The sequence below is a fragment of the Pseudoxanthomonas sp. PXM02 genome (assembly GCF_014851805.1).
Lineage (GTDB): Bacteria > Pseudomonadota > Gammaproteobacteria > Xanthomonadales > Xanthomonadaceae > Pseudoxanthomonas_A.
The window spans coordinates 137826-155772 of record NZ_JACVAK010000002.1 but is presented as its reverse complement, the minus strand read 5'-3'; the positions used below and the strand labels follow the sequence as shown (position 1 = coordinate 155772).

The window sequence follows — 17947 nt, the reverse complement described above, 5'->3', positions numbered from 1 at the left end:
CACGACGGAGCTCCGCGCATGTTCTGCAAGACCTACCACGCCACCCACCCGGACATGATGGACGGCGCCAGCAACGACCAGCTGCGCGACCGCTACCTGATCGGCAACCTGTTCGTTGCGGAAACGGTGCAGCTGAACTACTCGCACAACGAGCGCTTCGTGATCGGTGGCGCCGCGCCCGTGTCGAAGAAAGTCGACCTGCCGCGGCAGACCGAACCTGCGTCGGCCGCCGGCAAGCCCTTCCTGGAGCGTCGCGAGCTGGGCGTGATCAACGTCGGTGGTGGCGCGGGCAAGGTCACCGTCGACGGCACCACGTACGTGCTTGGTCCGAAGGATGGCCTGTACGTGGCGATGGGCAGTGCCGATGTGGCATTCGAATCCGATGACGCCGCCAACCCCGCCAAGTTCTACCTGACGTCGACGCCGGCGCACGCGCGCTTCGAGACCAAGCAGCTGTCGATCAAGGATGCCGTCGCGCTTGAGCGCGGCGCGCTGGAGACCAGCAACGAACGCACCATCTACCAGTTCATCGTGCCGGCCACCTGCCAGTCGTCGCAGCTGCTGCTGGGCCTCACCGTGCTGAAGACCGGCAGCGTGTGGAACACCATGCCGCCGCACCTGCACGACCGCCGCAGCGAGGTCTATTTCTACTTCGACCTGGCCGACAACGACCGCGTCTACCACTTCATGGGCGAGCCGGAAGCGCAGCGCCACATCGTCGTGCAGAACGACGAAGCCGTGGTCTCGCCGCCGTGGTCGATCCACATGGGTTCGGGCACCAGCAACTACGCCTTCATCTGGGCGATGGGCGGCGAGAACCTGGACTACACCGACATGCACGTGCTGGACATCTGCCAGCTCAAGTAACCGCGCCACCCAACATCCGAGGGGAACACACGATGGCACGCAATCCTTTCAGTCTCGAAGGCAAGGTCGCCCTGGTGACCGGCGCCAACACCGGTCTGGGCCAGGGCATCGCGCTGGCGTTGGCCGAAGCGGGCGCCGACATCGCCGCCGCGGGCATCGTCGAAGCCGCGGAAACCAGCGAGAAGGTGCGCGCGCTCGGGCGCCGCTTCCTCAACCTGGAAGCGAACCTGATCAGCATCGATCCCGTCGAGCGCCTGGTGAAGGAAACCGTCGAAGGCCTGGGCGGGCTGGACATCTTGGTGAACAACGCGGGCCTGATCCGTCGCGCCGACGCCGTGGATTTCAGCGAGAAGGACTGGGACGACGTGATGAACGTCAACATCAAGTCCGCGTTCTTCATGTCGCAGGCCGCCGGTCGCCATTTCATCGCGCAGGGCCGCGGCAAGATCATCAACATCGCGTCGATGCTGTCGTTCCAGGGCGGCATCCGCGTGCCGTCGTATACCGCCAGCAAGTCGGGCATCGCCGGCATCACCCGTCTGCTCGCCAACGAGTGGGGCGCCAAGGGCGTGAACATCAACGCCATCGCGCCCGGTTACATGGCGACCGACAACACCGCGCAGCTGCGTGCGGACGAAAACCGCAACAAGGCGATCCTGGACCGCATCCCGGCCGGTCGCTGGGGCGAACCGTCGGATCTCGGCGGCACGGCCGTATTCCTGTCCTCGCGCGCGTCGGACTACGTCAACGGCGCCGTCATCCCGGTCGACGGTGGCTGGCTGGCGCGCTGACGCGGCGCGTATCTGCACGGAATCCTGTGGGAGCGACGTCAGTCGCCAAGCAGGCATCCCGATGCGTCATCGCGACTGACGTCGCTCCCGCAAGGGACGGCGCGAGGAGAGCATCGATGTTTCGTTGGCTTGTCATCGTGGCGATCTTCCTTTGCTGCGCATCTGCGCACGCCGCCTCGCCACGCCAGGTCTTCATCGCCGGCGATTCCACCGCCAGCCAGTACGGCCCGGAGCGCGCCCCGCGTGAGGGCTGGGGCCAGCAGTTGCAGGGCTTCCTCGACAAGGACGCCTACCTCGTGCGCAACCACGCGCAGAGCGGCCGCAGTTCGCGCAGCTTCATCGCGGAAGGCTGGTTCGACGGCATGGCGAAGGACATGCGCGCGGGCGACGTGCTGCTGATCCAGTTTGGCCACAACGACGAGAAAATCGAGGACCCCACGCGCTACAACGAACCGCAGCGCGCGTTTCCCCAGTGGCTGATGCGCTACGTCGCGCTCGCGCGCGACAAGGGCGCGACGCCGATCTTGGTGACGCCGGTGGCGCGGCGGAAATTCGACCATGGCCAGCTGCTCGACACCCACGGGCTGTACGCACAGGCCGTACGCGATCTGGCGCAGCGCGAACAGTTGGGGCTGATCGACCTGACCGCACTCAGCATGGATTGGCTGCGAGCAGCCGGCGATGAGGCGAGCAAAGCCTATTTCATGCACGTGCCCGAACAGGGCCAACAGGACGACACGCACTTCCAGCAACGCGGCGCGGTGATGGTTGCCTGTCTGGTCGTCGCCGGCTGGAAGCAGATCGATCCGTCGCTGGCCGCCCACGTCACGCGCGACACCGACTGCGGTGCGCCCGCTACTGCGCTGGCCGACCGCAAGGCGCAGGCACATCCCTCGCTCGTCGTGCACGAGCGCGACATCGCCGTACAGCAGCCGGGTCCGCACGGCGGTGCCGGCAACACAACGGCCTTTCCGTTCTTCCGTGATGCGCCCGCGCTCGGCTTCGAGTTCCGCAAGCGCGTGCTGCATCGGGGTGCGGGTATCGGCCTGCACCAGCACCACAAGGACGAGATCTACTACGTGCTCAGCGGCCGCGGCATCTACGAGCTGGACGGCAAGGCACAGGAAGTGCGTGCCGGCGATGCGATGCTGACCCGTCCCGGCAGCACGCACGCGATCCGCCAGGACGGTGAGGAAGACCTGGTACTGCTGATCATGTACGCCCGCAAGGCACCGTAGATCGCCGCCCTGTACACACCGTAGCACTCAGTCCCGCGGCGAGGGCCTGTCCCAGCGCGCGTAGCTCGCGTCGATGGCACTGCGCAGGCGTCGATACTGCGCGCTGCCCGGTTCCGCCTGCAGGCGACCGGCAACCGCTTTCCATCCGCCTTCATGGTCGCGTGACCACTCGCGGACCACGGCCCGGCACGGCTGTCCGACGATCTGCGCCAGCGCGCACGCCATGAAGATGTCGCCGGCCGTCCAGTCGGGCTGCTGCTGCATCGCTTCCACATAGGCGCGCGGCACCGCGTAGTAGCGCGCCATCTCGTCCGCGAAGGCCGCCGGATACCGGCTCGCATACTCGTTGATGTCGGCCAGGTGGCGGTCGACCGAGGTGTCGCCCGTGGCAGGCGCGTAGTTGTCCACGTCCTCCTGCGCGAACGCGGGCAGTCCGACCATCAAGGCCAGGCAGCAGGACAGGAGACAGGCAGGTGCGGTCGCGCGCTTCACGGAATCATTGTGCCCCAGCAACGTGCACCTGCGCGCCGTCAGGCGTCAGGCATCGCTTCGATGGCCGCCAGCGCGTCCACCAGCTGGCCGGCATTCTCGACCACGCGCAGGCGTGGTGCATCGGCGTCGACACCATGCTCGGCCTCCAGTGCCCAGGTGACGTGGTACGGCATGTGGACGCCCCAACCGCCCAGGGCGAGCACCGGTTCGATGTCCGATCGCAGGGAGTTGCCCACCATCGCGAACTGCGCTGGCGCCACGTCCAGCTCGCGCAGCACGCGCGCGTAGGTCGCCTCGTCCTTTTCGGACACCACCTCGATGCGGTGGAACAGATCGGCCAGTCCCGATTGCGCGATCTTGGCTTCCTGGTGGAACAGATCACCCTTGGTGATCAGCACGATCTCGTGGTCGGCGGCAATCCGTTCGACGGCATCGCGGATGCCGGGCAGCAGGTCGACCGGATGCTGCAGCGTGGTACGTCCGATCTCGATCACGCGGTGCAGGTCATGCGCGCTGATGCGCTCGTCGGTCAGCTGGATCGCGGTCTCCAGCATCGACAGGGTCATGCCCTTCACGCCGTAGCCGAAGATCTTCAGGTTGCGGCGTTCGACGTCCAGCAGGTGCTGGTGCGTGCGCGCATCGGCGAGATCGACATACGCACCGAGGATCGCTTCAAAATCCGCTTCCGCCTGCCGGTAATAGTCCTCGCTTTTCCACAGCGTGTCGTCGCCGTCGAAGCCGACCCATCGGATGCGCGCCATCGGATGCCTGCCTTCCATCTGTACGAAGGCCGCGAAGGATAGCAGCCGTGCGGTCGCGCATGAGGAAACGGCCGCCCCTTTCGGGGCGGCCGCGTGTCGAGATGATCGTTGGACGATGTCCGCGATCAGCCGCCGGAACTCGGCGGAGGTGCGCTGCCATCGGTCGGCGGCGGCGTGGTTTCCGGCGCGTTCGGATTGGCGGGCGGCGGCAGGTTCGGATCGGTGGGCGGCGTGGCCGGATCCGTCGGTGCCGGCGGCGTCATGTTGTCGGTTGGCGGCGGCGTGGTCTCCACCGGCTCCGGCGCGCTCGGCGGCGGGGTGTCTTCCGGTTTCGGACCACAGGCCGTCATCAGGCCCGCGCTCAGCAGCGCCAGACCAAGGCCCATCGTCAGTCGGTGAGTGGAGTTCTTCATGGTTCCTCCGTGCGTTCTTTCATGAAAAGGGCGGTGGCGTCAGGGCGTACCCTGCGTGTGCACCGCATATTCTTCGGGACTCAGGCGCCCGTCCGCGTCCTTGTCGAGCGTACCGCACACCTGCGCCAGGGGCGGATCGACCGCCGCCTCGTCCTTGCTGATGGCACCGTCCGCGTTCTGATCGAGTTCCTCGAACGGGCGCGGCGTGGTCGTGGGTGCCGCCGTCGTGGCGGATTCGTCCACGCGCTGGCCAGCCTCCTGCGCGAACACCGACGGCACAGAGGCCATCAGTGCGAAGGCGAGCGCCAACATGCCGGGGACGAGGCGCACTTTCGGGGTGTTCGTAGTCATACGGCTCTCCAGAAGCGGTGGTGCGCCGGAAAAAAGAGGGGCGGCTCGAGTGGCCGCCCCTCGTCGGGCAGCGCCGGCATTTCAACGCGCGGCGTCACCCACCCTGACGGCGCTGGTTACTTCTGCTGCTCGCCGTAGTTCTTGCTCACGAACGCCTTGTACTCATCGGCGGTCAGCGAGCCATCCGCATTGGCGTCAGCCTGGTCGAACACCTGGCTCAGGCCCGGATTGGCAGCGGCCTCTTCCTTGCTGATGTTGCCGTCGCCATTGGTATCCACATCCGCCCAGCCCTGCTTGGCCTGGGTACCGGCCGCGTCAGTGCTCTGCGTCGGCGTGGTCGCCGAGCCCGTGGCCTGTTCGGCGCTCTGCTCGGTCTGCTGCGCCTGCGCAGCGTCCTCGGTCTTCTCCTGCGCGAATGCCAGCGGCATGGCCAGCGCGGCGCTCAGGGCGACCAGGGCGATCAGCGGCTTGCGGTTGTTATTCGTCATGTCAGTGCTCCGTTCTGTAGGGAGTGCGTCCGATTGCGCACGGCCCCACCTTGCCGCCGGGCATCTGAATGAAATTTGCGGCGCGACATGAACGTGCACGCATGCTTAACCACACCGTGCACGGCATCGACTAAACCGGTGTTAGCCGCTCGTGAGCACGGCGTCAGCGGCGCGTCGATTGCGTGATGTCGCGCCGGGTTTGGCGTTACGCATCCGTTTTTTCGGTGTGGTCTGCGCCATCGTCGCCCAGCGATTTTTTGCTGAACCATTGCCAACCCAGCACGACGCCACTCAACGCGCCTGCGATCTCCAGCACGACGCGGGACCCCAAGCCGTCCGGATCATGGATGCCCTGCAGCGCGATGCGTGCATATAGCGGCGATTCGAGCCGGGCGATCCCCAGGTAGAACATGTTCCAGGTGTCGATGCCGGCGCCGATGATCACGGCCGACACGCAGGCCCACCCGATCGCGTGGCCCATCGACCAGTGCATCTTCGCGCTCAGCCAATGCCAGAACAGGAAGCACAGCATGCCGACGAGCATCGCGATCAGCCCTGCTTCCAGTGCACCCAGCACACCGTAATGGAGGGGCAGGTTCATCGACCGGCCCCCATCGGAAAGGCATGGACGGCGAGGCGGGCGTAACGGTGCATGGCGGGATCCCCTGTCATCGGGCCGCGCCCGCCGGGAAAGGGTAACCGATGCCATGCGCACTCCCGCGCGTGACTGGCAAGATGGCGCCACCCCTCCGCTCACTCGGCCTTCCCCATGACACGTCTGTTGCTGGCCGGCGCGACCGGCCTCGTCGGCGACATCACGCTACAGCAGGCCCTCGCCTCGCCTCGCGTCCAGCAGGTGGTCGCACCCACCCGCCGGCCACTGCCAGCGCACCCGAAGCTGCTGAATCCGATCGTCGATTTCGACGCACTGCCTGACGACGCCGACTGGTGGCGGGTGGATGCAGTGGCCTGCGCGCTGGGCACGACGATCCGCGACGCCGGTTCGCAGGACGCGTTCCGTCGCGTGGACCACGACTATCCGTTGGCGATCGCACGCCGCGCGCACACGCACGGCGCGACGACGTTCGCGCTGGTGTCGGCGAAGGGTGCGGCGGCGGGTTCGCGCATCTTCTATTCGCGCGTCAAGGGCGAGGTAGAAGAGGAACTTGCGGGCATCGGCTTTGCGTCACTGACGCTGTTGCGCCCCGGGCTGCTGGGCGGTGAACGTCGGCAGCAGCGCGCGGGCGAAGGGTTGGCCCTGCGTGTGTTCGGCGCCCTGGATGCGGTGCTGCCCGCGAGTTACCGCATCGTGCCGGCGCAGCGTGTCGCCGCCGCCCTGCTGCAGGCGGCGCTGGACGCGCCACCCGGCCGCCATGTCATCCCGTCCGAGCAGTTGCTGCGCTGAGCATCGGTCCTCAGGCACCCGGATCGTCGGCCAGCACCTGCACGCCGTCAGCGACGATGCGGTATTCCACCGCCGGCACCGGCGCGCCGGAGGTTTCCTTCGCGGTGTGCTGCCGTGCATCGGGCGACAACGCCACGCGCGACAGCACGCCATGCACCTGCGCCTGGCCCCGCACATCCTTCGGCACGTAGAAGTCGTGGTCGCCAAGCAGCACGCGCGCGCCCTGCCCGTCGTCCTCGAGCATCACCCAGCACCCCTTCTTCTGGCAGACATCGACGACGCGACCGCTGAACACCTTCGCCTGTCCCTCGTGCGCGGCCGGGTTCGCCAATGCCTGCGCTAGCGGCACGACCTCGCCGGCCGGCACGTCGGCGCCGTACTTGTCCCACGCCGCCTCGGCCGCCATCGCCGGACCCACCAACGCCATCATGCCGATGGCCATCAACGTGCGTCGCATGGTTCCGCCTTGTCCTGGATGAAGTAGCGGCATCTTACCCAGACCGCCGCCGCTTCACTCAGTGCAGCAGGCCGTGATGCACCAGTTGCAGGCGCTGCGTGCCGGCAGCCGTGATGGCGTTGCTGGCCCGATCCAGCAGGCGTTCGTCCTCGTCGTCGATCACCACCAGCACCTTGCCGGCGTCGATCTCGGTGCGATAGTCCCGGCGCACCTCGCTCGGCACGGACGAGCCCGCCAGCGCCGCGGCCCAGCCGCCGACGGTGGCACCGACCACCATGCACAGCGGCACCGCGGCCCACGGAATGCCGACCGCCGGCACGGCCATCGCGATCAGGCCGATGATCAGCCCCAGCGCGCCACCACCCACCAACCCGCGCACGGCGGCAGGCATGAAGTCGGTCGGCGAAGCCTCCTTCTCGGCATCGGGCATCTGCATCATCTCGATGTCGGATCGACCGACCAGGGACGCATGGTCCGGCCGGATGCCGAGATGCAAGGCCACATGGAGCGCCGCTTCGGCCGTGTCGATGTCCGGGGCGCTGAATACGCGTCGCGTCTTCATGGCGATCTCCTGGCCGGCACAGAGGGGTCGGCCGTGACGATCACCCTAGGCCGGCTGGCGGGAGCAGCGGGTGAAAAAGCGCTGTGTGCACTCACGTGCCGACAACCGGTCGACCTCAACGACAGCGATCAGAGCGCCGGCGTCTCCGGCGCCTGCTTGCGTCCCAGCGCGCGCAGGTAGAGTTCGTACAGCGCGGTGACCTTGGAGACGTATTCCTGTGTCTCGGCGTACGGCGGCACGCCGCCGTAGCGGGTCACCGTGCCGATGCCGGCGTTGTACGCGGCGGCCACCAGCGTCAGGTCGCCCTTGTAGCGCTTCATCAATTGCCGCAGGTGGCGCGCGCCGGCGTTGATCGATTCGGTGGAGGAGAACGGGTCGGCGACGCCGTATTCCTTTGCCACGTCCGGCATCAGCTGCATCACGCCCATCGCGCCCTTCGGCGACACCGCCTTGGCATCGAAGTCGCTTTCCGCGTGCGCCACCGCGCGCAGCCAGGCATCGTCGACACCGGTCTGGCGCGCGGCTGCCTTGAACTCGGACGGATAGCGATCCAGGCGCGGCTTGCCTACCCGTCCCAGGCCGGGGTGCGCGGGTTCGCCCGGCGGGGTCTGCACGGTGAACTTCAGATAGGGAGTGGACCCGGGCAGGTTGCGGGTGGAATAGACCTTCTGCCCGTCCTGCTCGCGCTCGTACAGGGTGCCGCTGAACACGCCCATCGAACCCCACAGGTTGGGGGTGCTGACGGCGTTGTCGTCGATCTCCTTGGCCACGCACTTCGACCCCGGCTCGGGGGCGGTGGCCAGGCTGACCGTCCCGCCCTGGACGCAGCGGTAGACCGTGCGTGCGCCGGCCTCGGCGCTGGCGAAGACCAGCACCGTCAGCAGCAGGACGGCGGCGTAGCGGGAGGGGTGCATGGGCGGCGGATTCTAGGCCCGGGAAGCTGAAGGCCACCCTGAACCACGCGCCCCGGGCCGACGGCCGGCCAGGCTCCACCGCCCCCTGCTGCGCCGCAGCAGCCAAGCGCGTAAAATGCGGGCCCTCTTTCACCGCACCCCCTTCGGAGCATGCAATGGGCCTGGATCTGGTCACCGCCGGCAAGAACCCGCCGGACGAAATCAACGTCATCATCGAGATCCCGAAGGATGCCGAGCCGGTGAAATACGAAGTGGACAAGGCCAGCGGCGCGATCTTCGTCGACCGCATCCTGTCCACCCCGATGCGCTATCCCTGCAACTACGGCTACGTCCCGCACACCCTGTGCGGCGACGGCGACCCGGCCGACGTGCTGGTCGTGCTGCCGCTGCCGCTGATCCCCGGCTCGGTGATCCGTTGCCGCCCTGTCGGCGTGCTGCGTATGAGCGACGAAGCCGGCAGCGACGAGAAGCTGCTGGCCGTGCCGGTGGACAAGGTGTTCGCCGGCTACAGCCACATCAACGACATCGACCAGGTCAGCCCGCACTGGCTGGAGCGCATCGGCCACTTCTTCGAGCACTACAAAGACCTGGAGAAGGGCAAGTGGGTCAAGCTGGACGGCTGGGGCAATGCCGCCGAAGCCAAGGCCGTGCTGGTCGACGCCATCGCCCGCCAGGCCGCGCAGCCGGACGACGAGAAGCACAAGTTCTGAGCCCCGGCGCGGCAACGCGCGCGTGGACGAGAAGGCCGCCCTGGGCGGCCTTCTTTTTTTCAGTCATCAGACGCCGGCAGCGCGCGCCGCGCGCTCGATCGTGTCGTTCCACTGCAGCAGACGCGGCTCGATCGCCGCCGCATGCCGGCGCCATTTGTCGGGGTCGGGTTTCGACAGCGTGTAGCGCGACAAAGGCAGCTGCGGACCGAGTTCGCGATCCCAGGACCAGCCGGCGAACGTGCTCAGGCGCAATGCCTCGCCCTGCGGATCCTGCAGGAAGCGCCCGTAGTCCACGCCCGTCCAATCCTCTGGCGGCAACGCCTCCAGGTCGTCCAGCATCAGGCGCGTCGCGGTCTCCCACTGCCGGGCGACGATCTCGCCAAGGTCCTGGCCGATCAGTGACTGCCAGCCCGGCGTCAGCAGGAAGGACCACATCGGCCCCTCCCATCCGGGCAGGTTGTACATGCGGAAGCGGCCGGACTGCCAGCCATCGATCATGCTGCCCCAGACCTGCCGCGGGTCACGGTGCAGGTAGATGAACTTCGCATCCGGGAAGACCGCTTTCAGGAACGGGATGCGCAGAGCGTTCTTCGGTGTCTTCTCCAGCAGGCGGACGACGGCATCCGGCGCCGGCTTCTCGCCCTCGCGGTCGCGCAGCGCATCGAGGAAGCGGCCGCGCAATGCCTGCACCACCTCCGGCGTGGCGTCGGCACGACCCAGCTGGTTCGAGTGGTATTGGCTATGCGATGGCGCCAGGCCCTCCACGCCTTCGATCAGCTGATGACTTTCGTCGCCGATCGTGTGCACGCCGGGCGCGCCCGACAACGTCTCGAACAACAGCGTGGAGCCGGAACGCGGCGGACTGACGATGAAGACGGGGCGCTCAAAGTGCGACTTCTCCGTCGTGACTTGCCCACCCTGCCCTCCCGCCGGCCTTGCACCATGTGGATCGCGCAGCGCCGACGCATCGGCGTCCGCCGCAAGTGCCATGCTGAAGATGTGTGCCTTCAGCGCAGGCAACAGGCCGAGGCCATTCTGCAACTGGACTTGCGCCACGCCCGCCTGCGCGAGGGCAGCCTGGACGTCTTTCAACAACGCCCGGAAATGCGGCAGGCCCGAGGGCTGGTCGCCATGGCAGGCCCACACGCCGTGCCAATGGCGTGCGAAGCGCATCAGCGCGGCATGCACGGCGGGCAGCTGCGGACTGCGCTCGGCTTCACCCGTCAGGAAGTTGATGCATTCCCGCAGTTCCCATGGCGTCATCACCTCTGACGCGTTGAACGACTCGTAGTCCAGCATCGCCTGATGCCCGGCGACCGGACTCATTCTGCGTGGCGCCCAGCCCGGCTCCCGCCGCTCCGGCGTCCTGCCCTGCTCCAGCAGGTTCCAGAAGCCGACGCCGCCGACCGTGTCGGCCACCAGGTGGATGCGCGTCTGATCGCCCGGGTTGAGTACGCGGTGATGGCGCCAGGTGTCGAAGATCCAGCATTCGCCCGCGGCCATGTTGACTTCGTGCTCACCGCACAGGAAGCGCACCGAGGGCGTGGTGACGATGGGCACGTGCACGCGCATGTGCTCGCGCCAGTAATAGTTGATGTCCACATGCCCGACGACTTCGGACTGGCCGGACAACCGCATCAGCCGCGAACGCCCCCAGGTGGCGTCGAGCGTTTCCAGCACCTGCATCAGGTAGGGAAGCCGCTCCAGCCACGGCGTCGGCCGCATCGCCCCGGTCACCTGGTCGCTGTCGGGATCGCCATCGGTCGTGATCAACGGCAACGCACTGTTGCCGGGAATGCCATTCGGGTGTGAGCGCCAGGCCGAGACGTCGATCACCGAGATCTCGCGCGCCAGCGCCTCGGCATCGAAGCTCAACGGCAACTGGATGAACGGCGCGGGGAGTTTCATCTGAGACGGGCGGCGGTCCGGAGGCGGCCGACCGATCATAGCAACGGCCATGCATGGCGCCGAGCGCCCGCCCCGCCTCTCCGGAAAGCACTACGGCCCCGTTCGGGGCCGTAGTGGTCAAGCATCAGACTGCTGATCGGGCGATCAGAAGCGCTGGGTGTACTTCACGTACATGAAGCGGTCGTAGTCGAAACCACCGTAGTAGGCGAAGTCGCTGTGACGGTACGACGAGTTCGAGAACATCAGCGGACCCTGGTGGTCGAACACGTTGTTGGCGCCCACGGCGATCGTGGCATTCCACGGCGCCTGGTAGCTGACCTGCAGGTCGTGGAACGTGTTGGAGCCCACCTTGCGGATCGCGTCCGCCTCGCCGTTCGCGTAGTGATCCGGCTCGGTGCACGGACGGGCCGTGACACAGTTTTCCTTCATGCCCGAGTAATAGCGGGCCGTCCAGTTCACCGCGAAGGCTCCCAGCGACCAGTCCACGCCCAGGTTAGAACGCACGCGGAAGATGCCCGAGTTGCCTACGTTGCCGACGATGATCTTCTCGCCAGCGCGGTTCTCGGATTCTTCGTCGTACACGCTGGTGTAGGACGTGGTCCAGTCGAACGCGAGCTTGCCGAACGACTGCTCCGGCAGGGCGTACTTCACGCCCAGGTCGTAGCCTTCGGTCTCCATCGCACCCAGGTTGGCCAGGCCATAGAACAGGTTGGTGATGTGGCCGTCGTCCGCACGCACGATGCCTTCGCAACGGGCGCTGTTGCCGAGCACATAGCAGTCACGCAGGATGCGGTCGACGCTGTCCGAGATGATCATGTTCTTCAGCTCGTAGCGGTACCAGTCCAGCGAGATGTCCAGGCCCTGCACCCAGCGCGGCGACCAGACCAGACCCATGGTCTTGCTCTTGGACGTTTCCGGGATCAGATCCGGGTTGGAGCCCGTGATGAACTGGTCCGGCGTGGCGCACGGATAGGTCGTGCAGGGCACCAGGCCCTGGCCCAGCTGCACGTAGCCCAGCGGCACGCCGGCAGCCGTACAGGCGGCATTGCCGTTGACGCTGTTCACCGCACCGGTACCGCAGGGATCGGTGTAGTTCTCGAAACTGGTGCCGATGCCGCCGTACAGATTGTCGATCGTCGGGGCGCGGAAGCCCTCGGCGTAGGTGCCGCGGACCAGCAGCTCGTCGATCGGACGCCAGGTGAAGCCGAACTTGCTGTTGATCGTGTCGCCGAAGTTGCTGTAGTCGGAGTAGCGGCTGGCCATGTTGATGGTCAGCTCCTTCGCGAACGCCACGTCGGCCAGCAGCGGGATGTTCAGCTCGAGGTAGACCTCGTCGACCGAGTAGTCGCCTTCGGTGGTCTGCGCACCGAGGCCCGTGCTCTGGCCCGACTGCGCGAACGCGTCGGGCACGAAGCGGCCCTGCTCCTTGCGGTGTTCGACGCCGACGGCGATGCCCAGGTCGCCGGCCGGCAGCTCGAACAGCGAGCCTGCCAGGTTGGCGGTGTAGCTGGTGGTGCGGGTCAAGCCGGTGTCGGTGAACCACGGGAACAGGAACTTCTGCACGTCCGGGTCGGCCAGCGAACCCTGGCCGGCGACGCCGTAAGGCAGCAACGGGTTCCACGGACGGCAATCGCTGAGCGGGGTCGGATCGGCCGCGGTACCGCACTGGGCGATGCCGTCGGCATTAATGAACGACGGACCCAGCGCCTGACGCGATGCGATCAGGCTCATGTCGCCATGCGAGCGCTTGGTCGACTGGTTGCGGTTGATCAGTGCGCCGACATCCCAGTCCCAGGTCTTGCCTGCCATGTCGAAGAAGCCCGAGAAACCGCCGGCGAAACGATAGGTCTCCATTTCGCTTTCGGTGGTACGCGGCACTTCCCACAGGCGGCGGCGGAACTCGGTCGCCTGGCCCGGCATCGGGTTGAACGCACTGTCAGCATCGATCGGCGTGCCGAACGCACCGGACTGATACGGGTAGCCGGCGATCTGCTGCCGCGTGGAGCGGTGGTTGTACAGCACATCTGCGTTGAACGAGATGTTGTCGGTCAGGTCGTAGTTCGCGTTGGCGAACACCGAACGGCGCTCGATGCCCGTCGAAAGGAACATCTGCTGGTTGGCGTTGGCGTTGTCTGCCGCGGTGTGCACGCGGTAGTCGGCACGGTTGGTCGGATCACCACCTTCGGCGAGCGTCCACCACACCACGTCCTCCGGGTCCACCTCCGGCGAGCAGGGATCGCAGAACGAGCCGTTCTGGCTGATCGGGCTCCAACCCGAGCCCGGGTAGGCGGGACCGGCGTTGCCGTCCTTGGAGAACCAGCGGTCGGCGGCGGAGATCGGATCTTCCTTCGAGTACTCGACCGACAGCGTGACGCCGCCACGATCGCTGGCCGAGCCCACGGTGAAGGAGTACTGCTTGGTGTCGCCATCGCCTTCACCGGTCTGGCCGATGTAAGCCGAAGCTTCAGCGCCTTCGAAGCGCTTGCGGGTGATCACGTTGACCACGCCGGCGATCGCGTCGGAGCCGTAGATGGCCGAGGCGCCGTCCTTCAGCACTTCGATGCGATCGATCGCCGACATCGGGATCTGGCTCAGATCCTGGTAACCACCGGTAGTGGCGCCCAGGCGGCGGCCGTTGACCAGCACCAGGGTGCGGGTGGCGCCGAGGTTGCGGATATCGACGTAGTAACCGCCCACGTTCTCGCCCGAGGCCAGCGCTTCCGAACGCGCGATCGCCGGCGAGCCGGCGGACGTCAGGTTCTGCAGCACGTCGGCCACCGAGGTGAAACCCTGCTTCTCGATGTCTTCACGTCCGATCGTGATGATCGGCTGCTGCGTTTCCATGTCGGCGCCGCGGATGCGCGAGCCGGTTACTTCGAGGCGATCCAGGGTCGTCGTGCTGGAAGCCTCGTTCGTGGCCTCCTGTGCGCTGGCGAACGCCGGGATCAATGCGATGGCGATACCGGCCGGCAGCATGCCGACCCGCATCGCGCGACGCGAATTGCGGTGGTTCATTCAATCTCTCCTCAGAGGAACGTGTTGCGTTATGGGCGTGTTAAAACGCCTTGCAAACTTACGTTCCAGTCTTCAACACCGCTTTGCGGCCGACGCCCGATGACTTTGCCGAGTCTGTCCTCGACGTCACGGTCGCGGAGCGGTAACGGCTGGCCGACGTACCGAAGCGCGCGCGGAATGCCCGCGCGAAACTGCAGCAATTGTCGAAGCCCGACGCCGCCGCGACTTCACCCACCATCATCGAGGTGCTGCGCAGCAGGTCGGCCGCGTGTTCGAGCCGCAGGCGCGCCGCCGCTGCCTGCGGACTCTCGTCATAAAGGCTGTAGAACGTGCGCGAGAAGTACCAGCTGGAAAAGCTGGTCAGTTCCGCCAGTTCGCTGATGCGGACCACGCGGTCGCAATTGCCTTCCAGATAGAGCCGGGCGCGCTGCAGGCGTCCGAACACTTGGCGCTTGCGTGTGCGCGAACGGCCCGGACAACGCTGAATGTAGCCGTCGAGCTCCTGCTGGACCGCAGCGAAGTGCAGCAGCAGAGGGCGCAGCGCGTAGGTGTCAGTGCCCTCGGCGCCACGCTCGGACGCCGCGCGCCACAGTCGCAGCAGGGTCAGCGCATCGCGACGGCCCAAGCGCCCGCGTCCCGCATACAACGGGCCATCGGCGAACCGTGCCATCGCCTTCATGCCGTCGCTGTTCAGGACGACACCGATACACAGACCGTAGCGGTCGCTCTGCACCAGCGGCTTCGAGTCCCGCTCCAGCGCGATCCATTGGCCGCGACGCAGGCGGAAGCGCCCTTCCTTCGCCTCGACCCAGGAGGCGCCCCGCAACTGCACCCAGATCGTGAACAGGTCACTGCCGGCCTGGGCGCCGCCCAGCCGCGAAACCGCGACACAGCCGCTAGAGGACGAGCCTTCAGCCGCGTCCAGCCGGACCAGCTGCCCCCGGTCCCCCCACCATGTTTGCTCCATCGGTCGTTCCACTTTGCATGACGTGTGGAAGCGATGTGCCGTGTCGGCACCGGGACGGGCAGGAAGTTTGTCGTAAATGTCGACGAAATCTTGCCGAACGTGGGTCCGATAAAGTTACGAGAGAAACTTCCTCTTCCGTATCAGTCGGTTACCAGAAGCCACCACCACTCTCGGTCGGAACGGGATCCAGCGACAGGAAGCCGATATCCGAGCCGTCAACGACCGCCATCGAGACGTACGTCACACGATCGCGCGCGTGTGCGCTGAACCCGTTGATCGTCGAAAGGTGGGTAGGCTCCAGGCATCGCGGGGGTGCGTGGGCGCGGCCGATCCCGATATGGCGCAGACTGACGTAGCAGCCGGGCAACTGTTCCAGGTATTCGATCTGGCCGTCCTCGGTCACCGTCCAGGTCCGGTAGCGCTGGCTGGCCGGCCGGCGACTATCCACCTGGCGGATGCTGGCCGCCGCCAATCCCAGATCGGACTGCCACAGCCCGTCGCGCGCCAGGCGGGTGAACAGCACGCGCCCCTGGGTCGGGTCCGGGAGCGCGAAGGACACCCCGTCGATGCTGGCCAGGCGGCGCCATGGGATCGCCCGGCGGTCGAACAGCACCAGTTGCTGGCCATCGCCTTTGCCCGCAACGACCAGGACATGGTCGGGGTTGGGCAGGTAGGTCGCGAACAGCAAGTCTTCGCGCGGCACCGGCACCGGCAGCGGGCGCAGCTGCCCACTGGTGGGCTCCAGTTCGTGCAAGCCGTAATGGCCTCGCGCATCCGTGCCGACGATCAGCAGTCGACCGCTGTCTGGCGACCACGCCGGCAGATGGCGCGACTCCGGGCGGATGCCCTCAATCAGCCGCAGCGACGCGGGCCGCTCCATGTCGGCCCACCAGAGCGAGAACTCACCGGACCGGTCGGAGGTGAACGCGATCTGGCGTCCGTCCGGCGCCACCGATGGCAGAGAGTCGCGTCCGGTGGACGGGAACAACCGTTGCGATGGCCGCGCGCGCTCGCCTTCGCCGCCATCGCCAATGCGGTAGAGCCCGAACTGCGGCTTGCGTTGCACGAACGCCAACTGGTTGGCCTGTGCGGCGATCGCGGGCGCCTGCGCGTCTTCGATGCCCAGGTCGATGACAGCACGATCGGACAGGTCAAGCCGATACAGTCGCGTATGGCTGTCCACACGACGCCCGAAGACGATCGCTTCGCCATCCGGCGTCCAGTCCCAACCACGCAATTCCGCACGCTGATGGGTCAGTCGCTCCGCCTTGCCCCCTTTCGATGGGATCCGCCACAGATCGCCGAGCGGCGTATTGCGGACGAAGGCGATCCACTTCCCGTCCGGAGAGAAGCGGGGCGCTGTGTCCACGTCTTCCGCACTTGCACCGTACTCGATCGAGCGCCAGCGCCCCGTTGCCAGATCCAGCAGACGCAGGCCTGGCTCACCATCTCCGCTCAAGGGGCTACTGAACACCAGACCGTTACCGTCAGGCGTCCAGTCGAACGAGGGCCGATTGTGGGGATCGCAACCTCCCAGCACTCGAGGTTCGCCGCCACTGGCCTGCACCGCCATGATGCGGCAATCCTCTCCGGGCGAGCGCCGCAGGAATGCGATTTCCCGCCCATTGGGCGACCACTCCGGATTGGTGTCCCACGCACCTTCCGGAGGGAAGGTCAGCGTACGCGGCTGCGCTGGTTCGGTGGTCTGCACCAGGATCGCGGTACCCGCCAGTTCTTCCGTCATGCTCGACAGGTATGCGACCTGGGAGCCGTCGGGCGACAGTGTGGGGGCCAGCTCGAAGCCGGGGGCGGACGTGATGAGCCGGTACGGCCGGGGCGCAGGCAGCAACGCGGTCATCTCGTCCTGCGCGCCTACCTGTGGCCGCTTCAGGCCTGACCACCACAGCGCGGCCGCGACACACCCGATCGCCAGCACGCCAAGGCCGATACCCCAGGCCCAGCGACGGAACAGCAACGCCTGTCGCGCTGCCGGTGCTGCAGTGCTTGCGGCGACGTTGTCTGCAGCGTTTTCCTTTACCGGCGCTTCGTCGATTTCAACTTCAGGCGAGCCTGCGCCGACCGGCCTCGGCTCGCCTTCCTCGTGCGACAGCCATTCAACGTCCACCAGCAGGCGATAGCCGCTCTTGGCGATGGTCTCGATGTAGCGCGGCCCTTCGGTGCTTTCGCCAAAGGCTTTGCGCAACTGCGTGATGGCCTGGGTGACCACATCGTTGGTCGGCATCGTGTCCGGCCAGACGGCCGCGAGCAGCGCCTCGCGCGTCACCACCCGCCCCGGATTGTCCGCGAGCACCCGCAGCACGCCCATCGACTTGGGCGTAATGCGCGCGGGCCTGCGCGCGCCCGGCGCGTGGATTTCACGCAACGGGACGTCAACGAGGCATTCCCCCACCTTCAGGCGGTCGCCTGTAGGGAGGGCAGAGGAGTCGGGGGGTCTCATCGGAGGCGAATGCTGCGCTGTCTTCCGGTTCTCGTCATGTGCCTTAATGCCCGCCGCTTGTCAGGCCAAGGGATCCGGCAGATTCGGCAAAGTTCAAAGGCAGCACGGGGAAAGCGCACCGTCAGGCCGCATTTTACAGTGGACGCCATG

18 protein-coding genes are annotated in these 17947 nt (G+C 66.8%); 5 read left to right on the top strand and 13 right to left on the bottom strand.

The genetic code is table 11. The features are described 5' to 3' along the window. Positions 1–18: 18 nt before the first annotated feature. The 3 genes from kduI (at position 19) to IB225_RS09450 (ending at position 2896) form a co-directional block, all read left to right on the top strand. Positions 19–867 carry a 5-dehydro-4-deoxy-D-glucuronate isomerase gene (kduI, locus tag IB225_RS09460; RefSeq protein WP_192311021.1) on the top strand — a complete coding sequence of 283 codons (849 nt, stop codon included), beginning with the start codon at positions 19–21 and terminating at the stop codon, positions 865–867. Positions 868–899: 32 nt separating this feature from the next. After that, positions 900–1658 carry a 2-dehydro-3-deoxy-D-gluconate 5-dehydrogenase KduD gene (kduD, locus tag IB225_RS09455; RefSeq protein WP_192311020.1) on the top strand — a complete coding sequence of 253 codons (759 nt, stop codon included), beginning with the start codon at positions 900–902 and terminating at the stop codon, positions 1656–1658. Positions 1659–1774: 116 nt separating this feature from the next. Continuing rightward, positions 1775–2896, top strand: coding sequence for a cupin domain-containing protein (locus IB225_RS09450; RefSeq protein WP_192311019.1), 1122 nt, complete (start codon positions 1775–1777; stop codon positions 2894–2896). Positions 2897–2923: 27 nt separating this feature from the next. On the opposite strand, the gene IB225_RS09445 is transcribed toward IB225_RS09450, so the two are convergent. From IB225_RS09445 to IB225_RS09420, 6 genes are all read right to left on the bottom strand, one after another. After that, the gene (locus IB225_RS09445; RefSeq protein WP_192311018.1) at positions 2924–3388 is read right to left on the bottom strand and encodes a hypothetical protein; all 465 of its coding nucleotides are present in this window, start codon (positions 3386–3388) and stop codon (positions 2924–2926) included. A gap of 38 nt (positions 3389–3426) precedes the next feature. Then, positions 3427–4149, bottom strand: coding sequence for an HAD family hydrolase (locus IB225_RS09440; RefSeq protein WP_345776603.1), 723 nt, complete (start codon positions 4147–4149; stop codon positions 3427–3429). Positions 4150–4274: 125 nt separating this feature from the next. Next, positions 4275–4562: a hypothetical protein gene (locus IB225_RS09435; protein ID WP_192311914.1), complete on the bottom strand. Its 288-nt coding sequence runs from the start codon at positions 4560–4562 to the stop codon at positions 4275–4277. A 39-nt stretch (positions 4563–4601) separates the two neighbouring features. Then, on the bottom strand, positions 4602–4913 hold the full coding sequence (locus IB225_RS09430; protein ID WP_192311017.1) for a hypothetical protein: 312 nt from the start codon (positions 4911–4913) through the stop codon (positions 4602–4604). 116 nt (positions 4914–5029) lie between these two features. Beyond that, positions 5030–5401: an EF-hand domain-containing protein gene (locus IB225_RS09425; protein WP_192311016.1), complete on the bottom strand. Its 372-nt coding sequence runs from the start codon at positions 5399–5401 to the stop codon at positions 5030–5032. Positions 5402–5606: 205 nt separating this feature from the next. Beyond that, entirely contained in the window at positions 5607–6002 is a 396-nt protein-coding gene (locus IB225_RS09420) for a hypothetical protein (RefSeq protein ID WP_192311015.1), read from the bottom strand. A gap of 168 nt (positions 6003–6170) precedes the next feature. Here IB225_RS09420 and IB225_RS09415 point away from each other — a divergent pair, with 168 nt between their 5' ends. Next, positions 6171–6806 carry an NAD-dependent dehydratase gene (locus tag IB225_RS09415; protein ID WP_192311014.1) on the top strand — a complete coding sequence of 212 codons (636 nt, stop codon included), beginning with the start codon at positions 6171–6173 and terminating at the stop codon, positions 6804–6806. Positions 6807–6816: 10 nt separating this feature from the next. Here the strand turns inward: IB225_RS09415 and IB225_RS09410 are convergent, their stop codons facing one another. The 3 genes from IB225_RS09410 to IB225_RS09400 all read right to left on the bottom strand — a co-directional run bounded on the left by IB225_RS09410 (position 6817) and on the right by IB225_RS09400 (position 8739). Next, positions 6817–7263 carry a DUF4920 domain-containing protein gene (locus tag IB225_RS09410; RefSeq protein WP_192311013.1) on the bottom strand — a complete coding sequence of 149 codons (447 nt, stop codon included), beginning with the start codon at positions 7261–7263 and terminating at the stop codon, positions 6817–6819. A 58-nt stretch (positions 7264–7321) separates the two neighbouring features. Next, a complete protein-coding gene (locus tag IB225_RS09405; RefSeq protein WP_192311012.1) occupies positions 7322–7825 on the bottom strand; it encodes a hypothetical protein in 504 nt (167 codons plus the stop codon). Positions 7826–7953: 128 nt separating this feature from the next. After that, entirely contained in the window at positions 7954–8739 is a 786-nt protein-coding gene (locus IB225_RS09400) for a lytic transglycosylase domain-containing protein (protein ID WP_192311011.1), read from the bottom strand. A gap of 155 nt (positions 8740–8894) precedes the next feature. Between IB225_RS09400 and ppa the strand changes: the two genes are divergently transcribed. Further along, a complete protein-coding gene (ppa, locus tag IB225_RS09395; RefSeq protein ID WP_192311010.1) occupies positions 8895–9449 on the top strand; it encodes an inorganic diphosphatase in 555 nt (184 codons plus the stop codon). A 66-nt stretch (positions 9450–9515) separates the two neighbouring features. On the opposite strand, the gene IB225_RS09390 is transcribed toward ppa, so the two are convergent. From IB225_RS09390 to IB225_RS09375, 4 genes are all read right to left on the bottom strand, one after another. Further along, entirely contained in the window at positions 9516–11357 is a 1842-nt protein-coding gene (locus IB225_RS09390; RefSeq protein WP_192311009.1) for a sulfotransferase, read from the bottom strand. A gap of 144 nt (positions 11358–11501) precedes the next feature. Beyond that, a complete protein-coding gene (locus IB225_RS09385; RefSeq protein WP_192311008.1) occupies positions 11502–14372 on the bottom strand; it encodes a TonB-dependent receptor in 2871 nt (956 codons plus the stop codon). 58 nt (positions 14373–14430) lie between these two features. Beyond that, positions 14431–15339, bottom strand: coding sequence for a helix-turn-helix domain-containing protein (locus IB225_RS09380; RefSeq protein ID WP_192311007.1), 909 nt, complete (start codon positions 15337–15339; stop codon positions 14431–14433). 148 nt (positions 15340–15487) lie between these two features. Continuing rightward, positions 15488–17722 carry a winged helix-turn-helix domain-containing protein gene (locus IB225_RS09375; RefSeq protein ID WP_225583670.1) on the bottom strand — a complete coding sequence of 745 codons (2235 nt, stop codon included), beginning with the start codon at positions 17720–17722 and terminating at the stop codon, positions 15488–15490. Positions 17723–17947: the final 225 nt, after the last annotated feature.

Coding starts and splice junctions, on each gene's coding strand:
- kduI (WP_192311021.1), top strand. CDS start 19: ATGTTCTGCAAGACCTACCACGCCACCCACCCGGACATGATGGACGGC.
- IB225_RS09435 (WP_192311914.1), bottom strand. CDS start 4,562: ATGAAGAACTCCACTCACCGACTGACGATGGGCCTTGGTCTGGCGCTG.
- ppa (WP_192311010.1), top strand. CDS start 8,895: ATGGGCCTGGATCTGGTCACCGCCGGCAAGAACCCGCCGGACGAAATC.
- IB225_RS09440 (WP_345776603.1), bottom strand. CDS start 4,149: ATGGCGCGCATCCGATGGGTCGGCTTCGACGGCGACGACACGCTGTGG.
- IB225_RS09410 (WP_192311013.1), bottom strand. CDS start 7,263: ATGCGACGCACGTTGATGGCCATCGGCATGATGGCGTTGGTGGGTCCG.
- IB225_RS09390 (WP_192311009.1), bottom strand. CDS start 11,357: ATGAAACTCCCCGCGCCGTTCATCCAGTTGCCGTTGAGCTTCGATGCC.
- kduD (WP_192311020.1), top strand. CDS start 900: ATGGCACGCAATCCTTTCAGTCTCGAAGGCAAGGTCGCCCTGGTGACC.
- IB225_RS09425 (WP_192311016.1), bottom strand. CDS start 5,401: ATGACGAATAACAACCGCAAGCCGCTGATCGCCCTGGTCGCCCTGAGC.
- IB225_RS09385 (WP_192311008.1), bottom strand. CDS start 14,372: ATGAACCACCGCAATTCGCGTCGCGCGATGCGGGTCGGCATGCTGCCG.
- IB225_RS09405 (WP_192311012.1), bottom strand. CDS start 7,825: ATGAAGACGCGACGCGTATTCAGCGCCCCGGACATCGACACGGCCGAA.
- IB225_RS09450 (WP_192311019.1), top strand. CDS start 1,775: ATGTTTCGTTGGCTTGTCATCGTGGCGATCTTCCTTTGCTGCGCATCT.
- IB225_RS09420 (WP_192311015.1), bottom strand. CDS start 6,002: ATGAACCTGCCCCTCCATTACGGTGTGCTGGGTGCACTGGAAGCAGGG.
- IB225_RS09380 (WP_192311007.1), bottom strand. CDS start 15,339: ATGGAGCAAACATGGTGGGGGGACCGGGGGCAGCTGGTCCGGCTGGAC.
- IB225_RS09430 (WP_192311017.1), bottom strand. CDS start 4,913: ATGACTACGAACACCCCGAAAGTGCGCCTCGTCCCCGGCATGTTGGCG.
- IB225_RS09415 (WP_192311014.1), top strand. CDS start 6,171: ATGACACGTCTGTTGCTGGCCGGCGCGACCGGCCTCGTCGGCGACATC.
- IB225_RS09400 (WP_192311011.1), bottom strand. CDS start 8,739: ATGCACCCCTCCCGCTACGCCGCCGTCCTGCTGCTGACGGTGCTGGTC.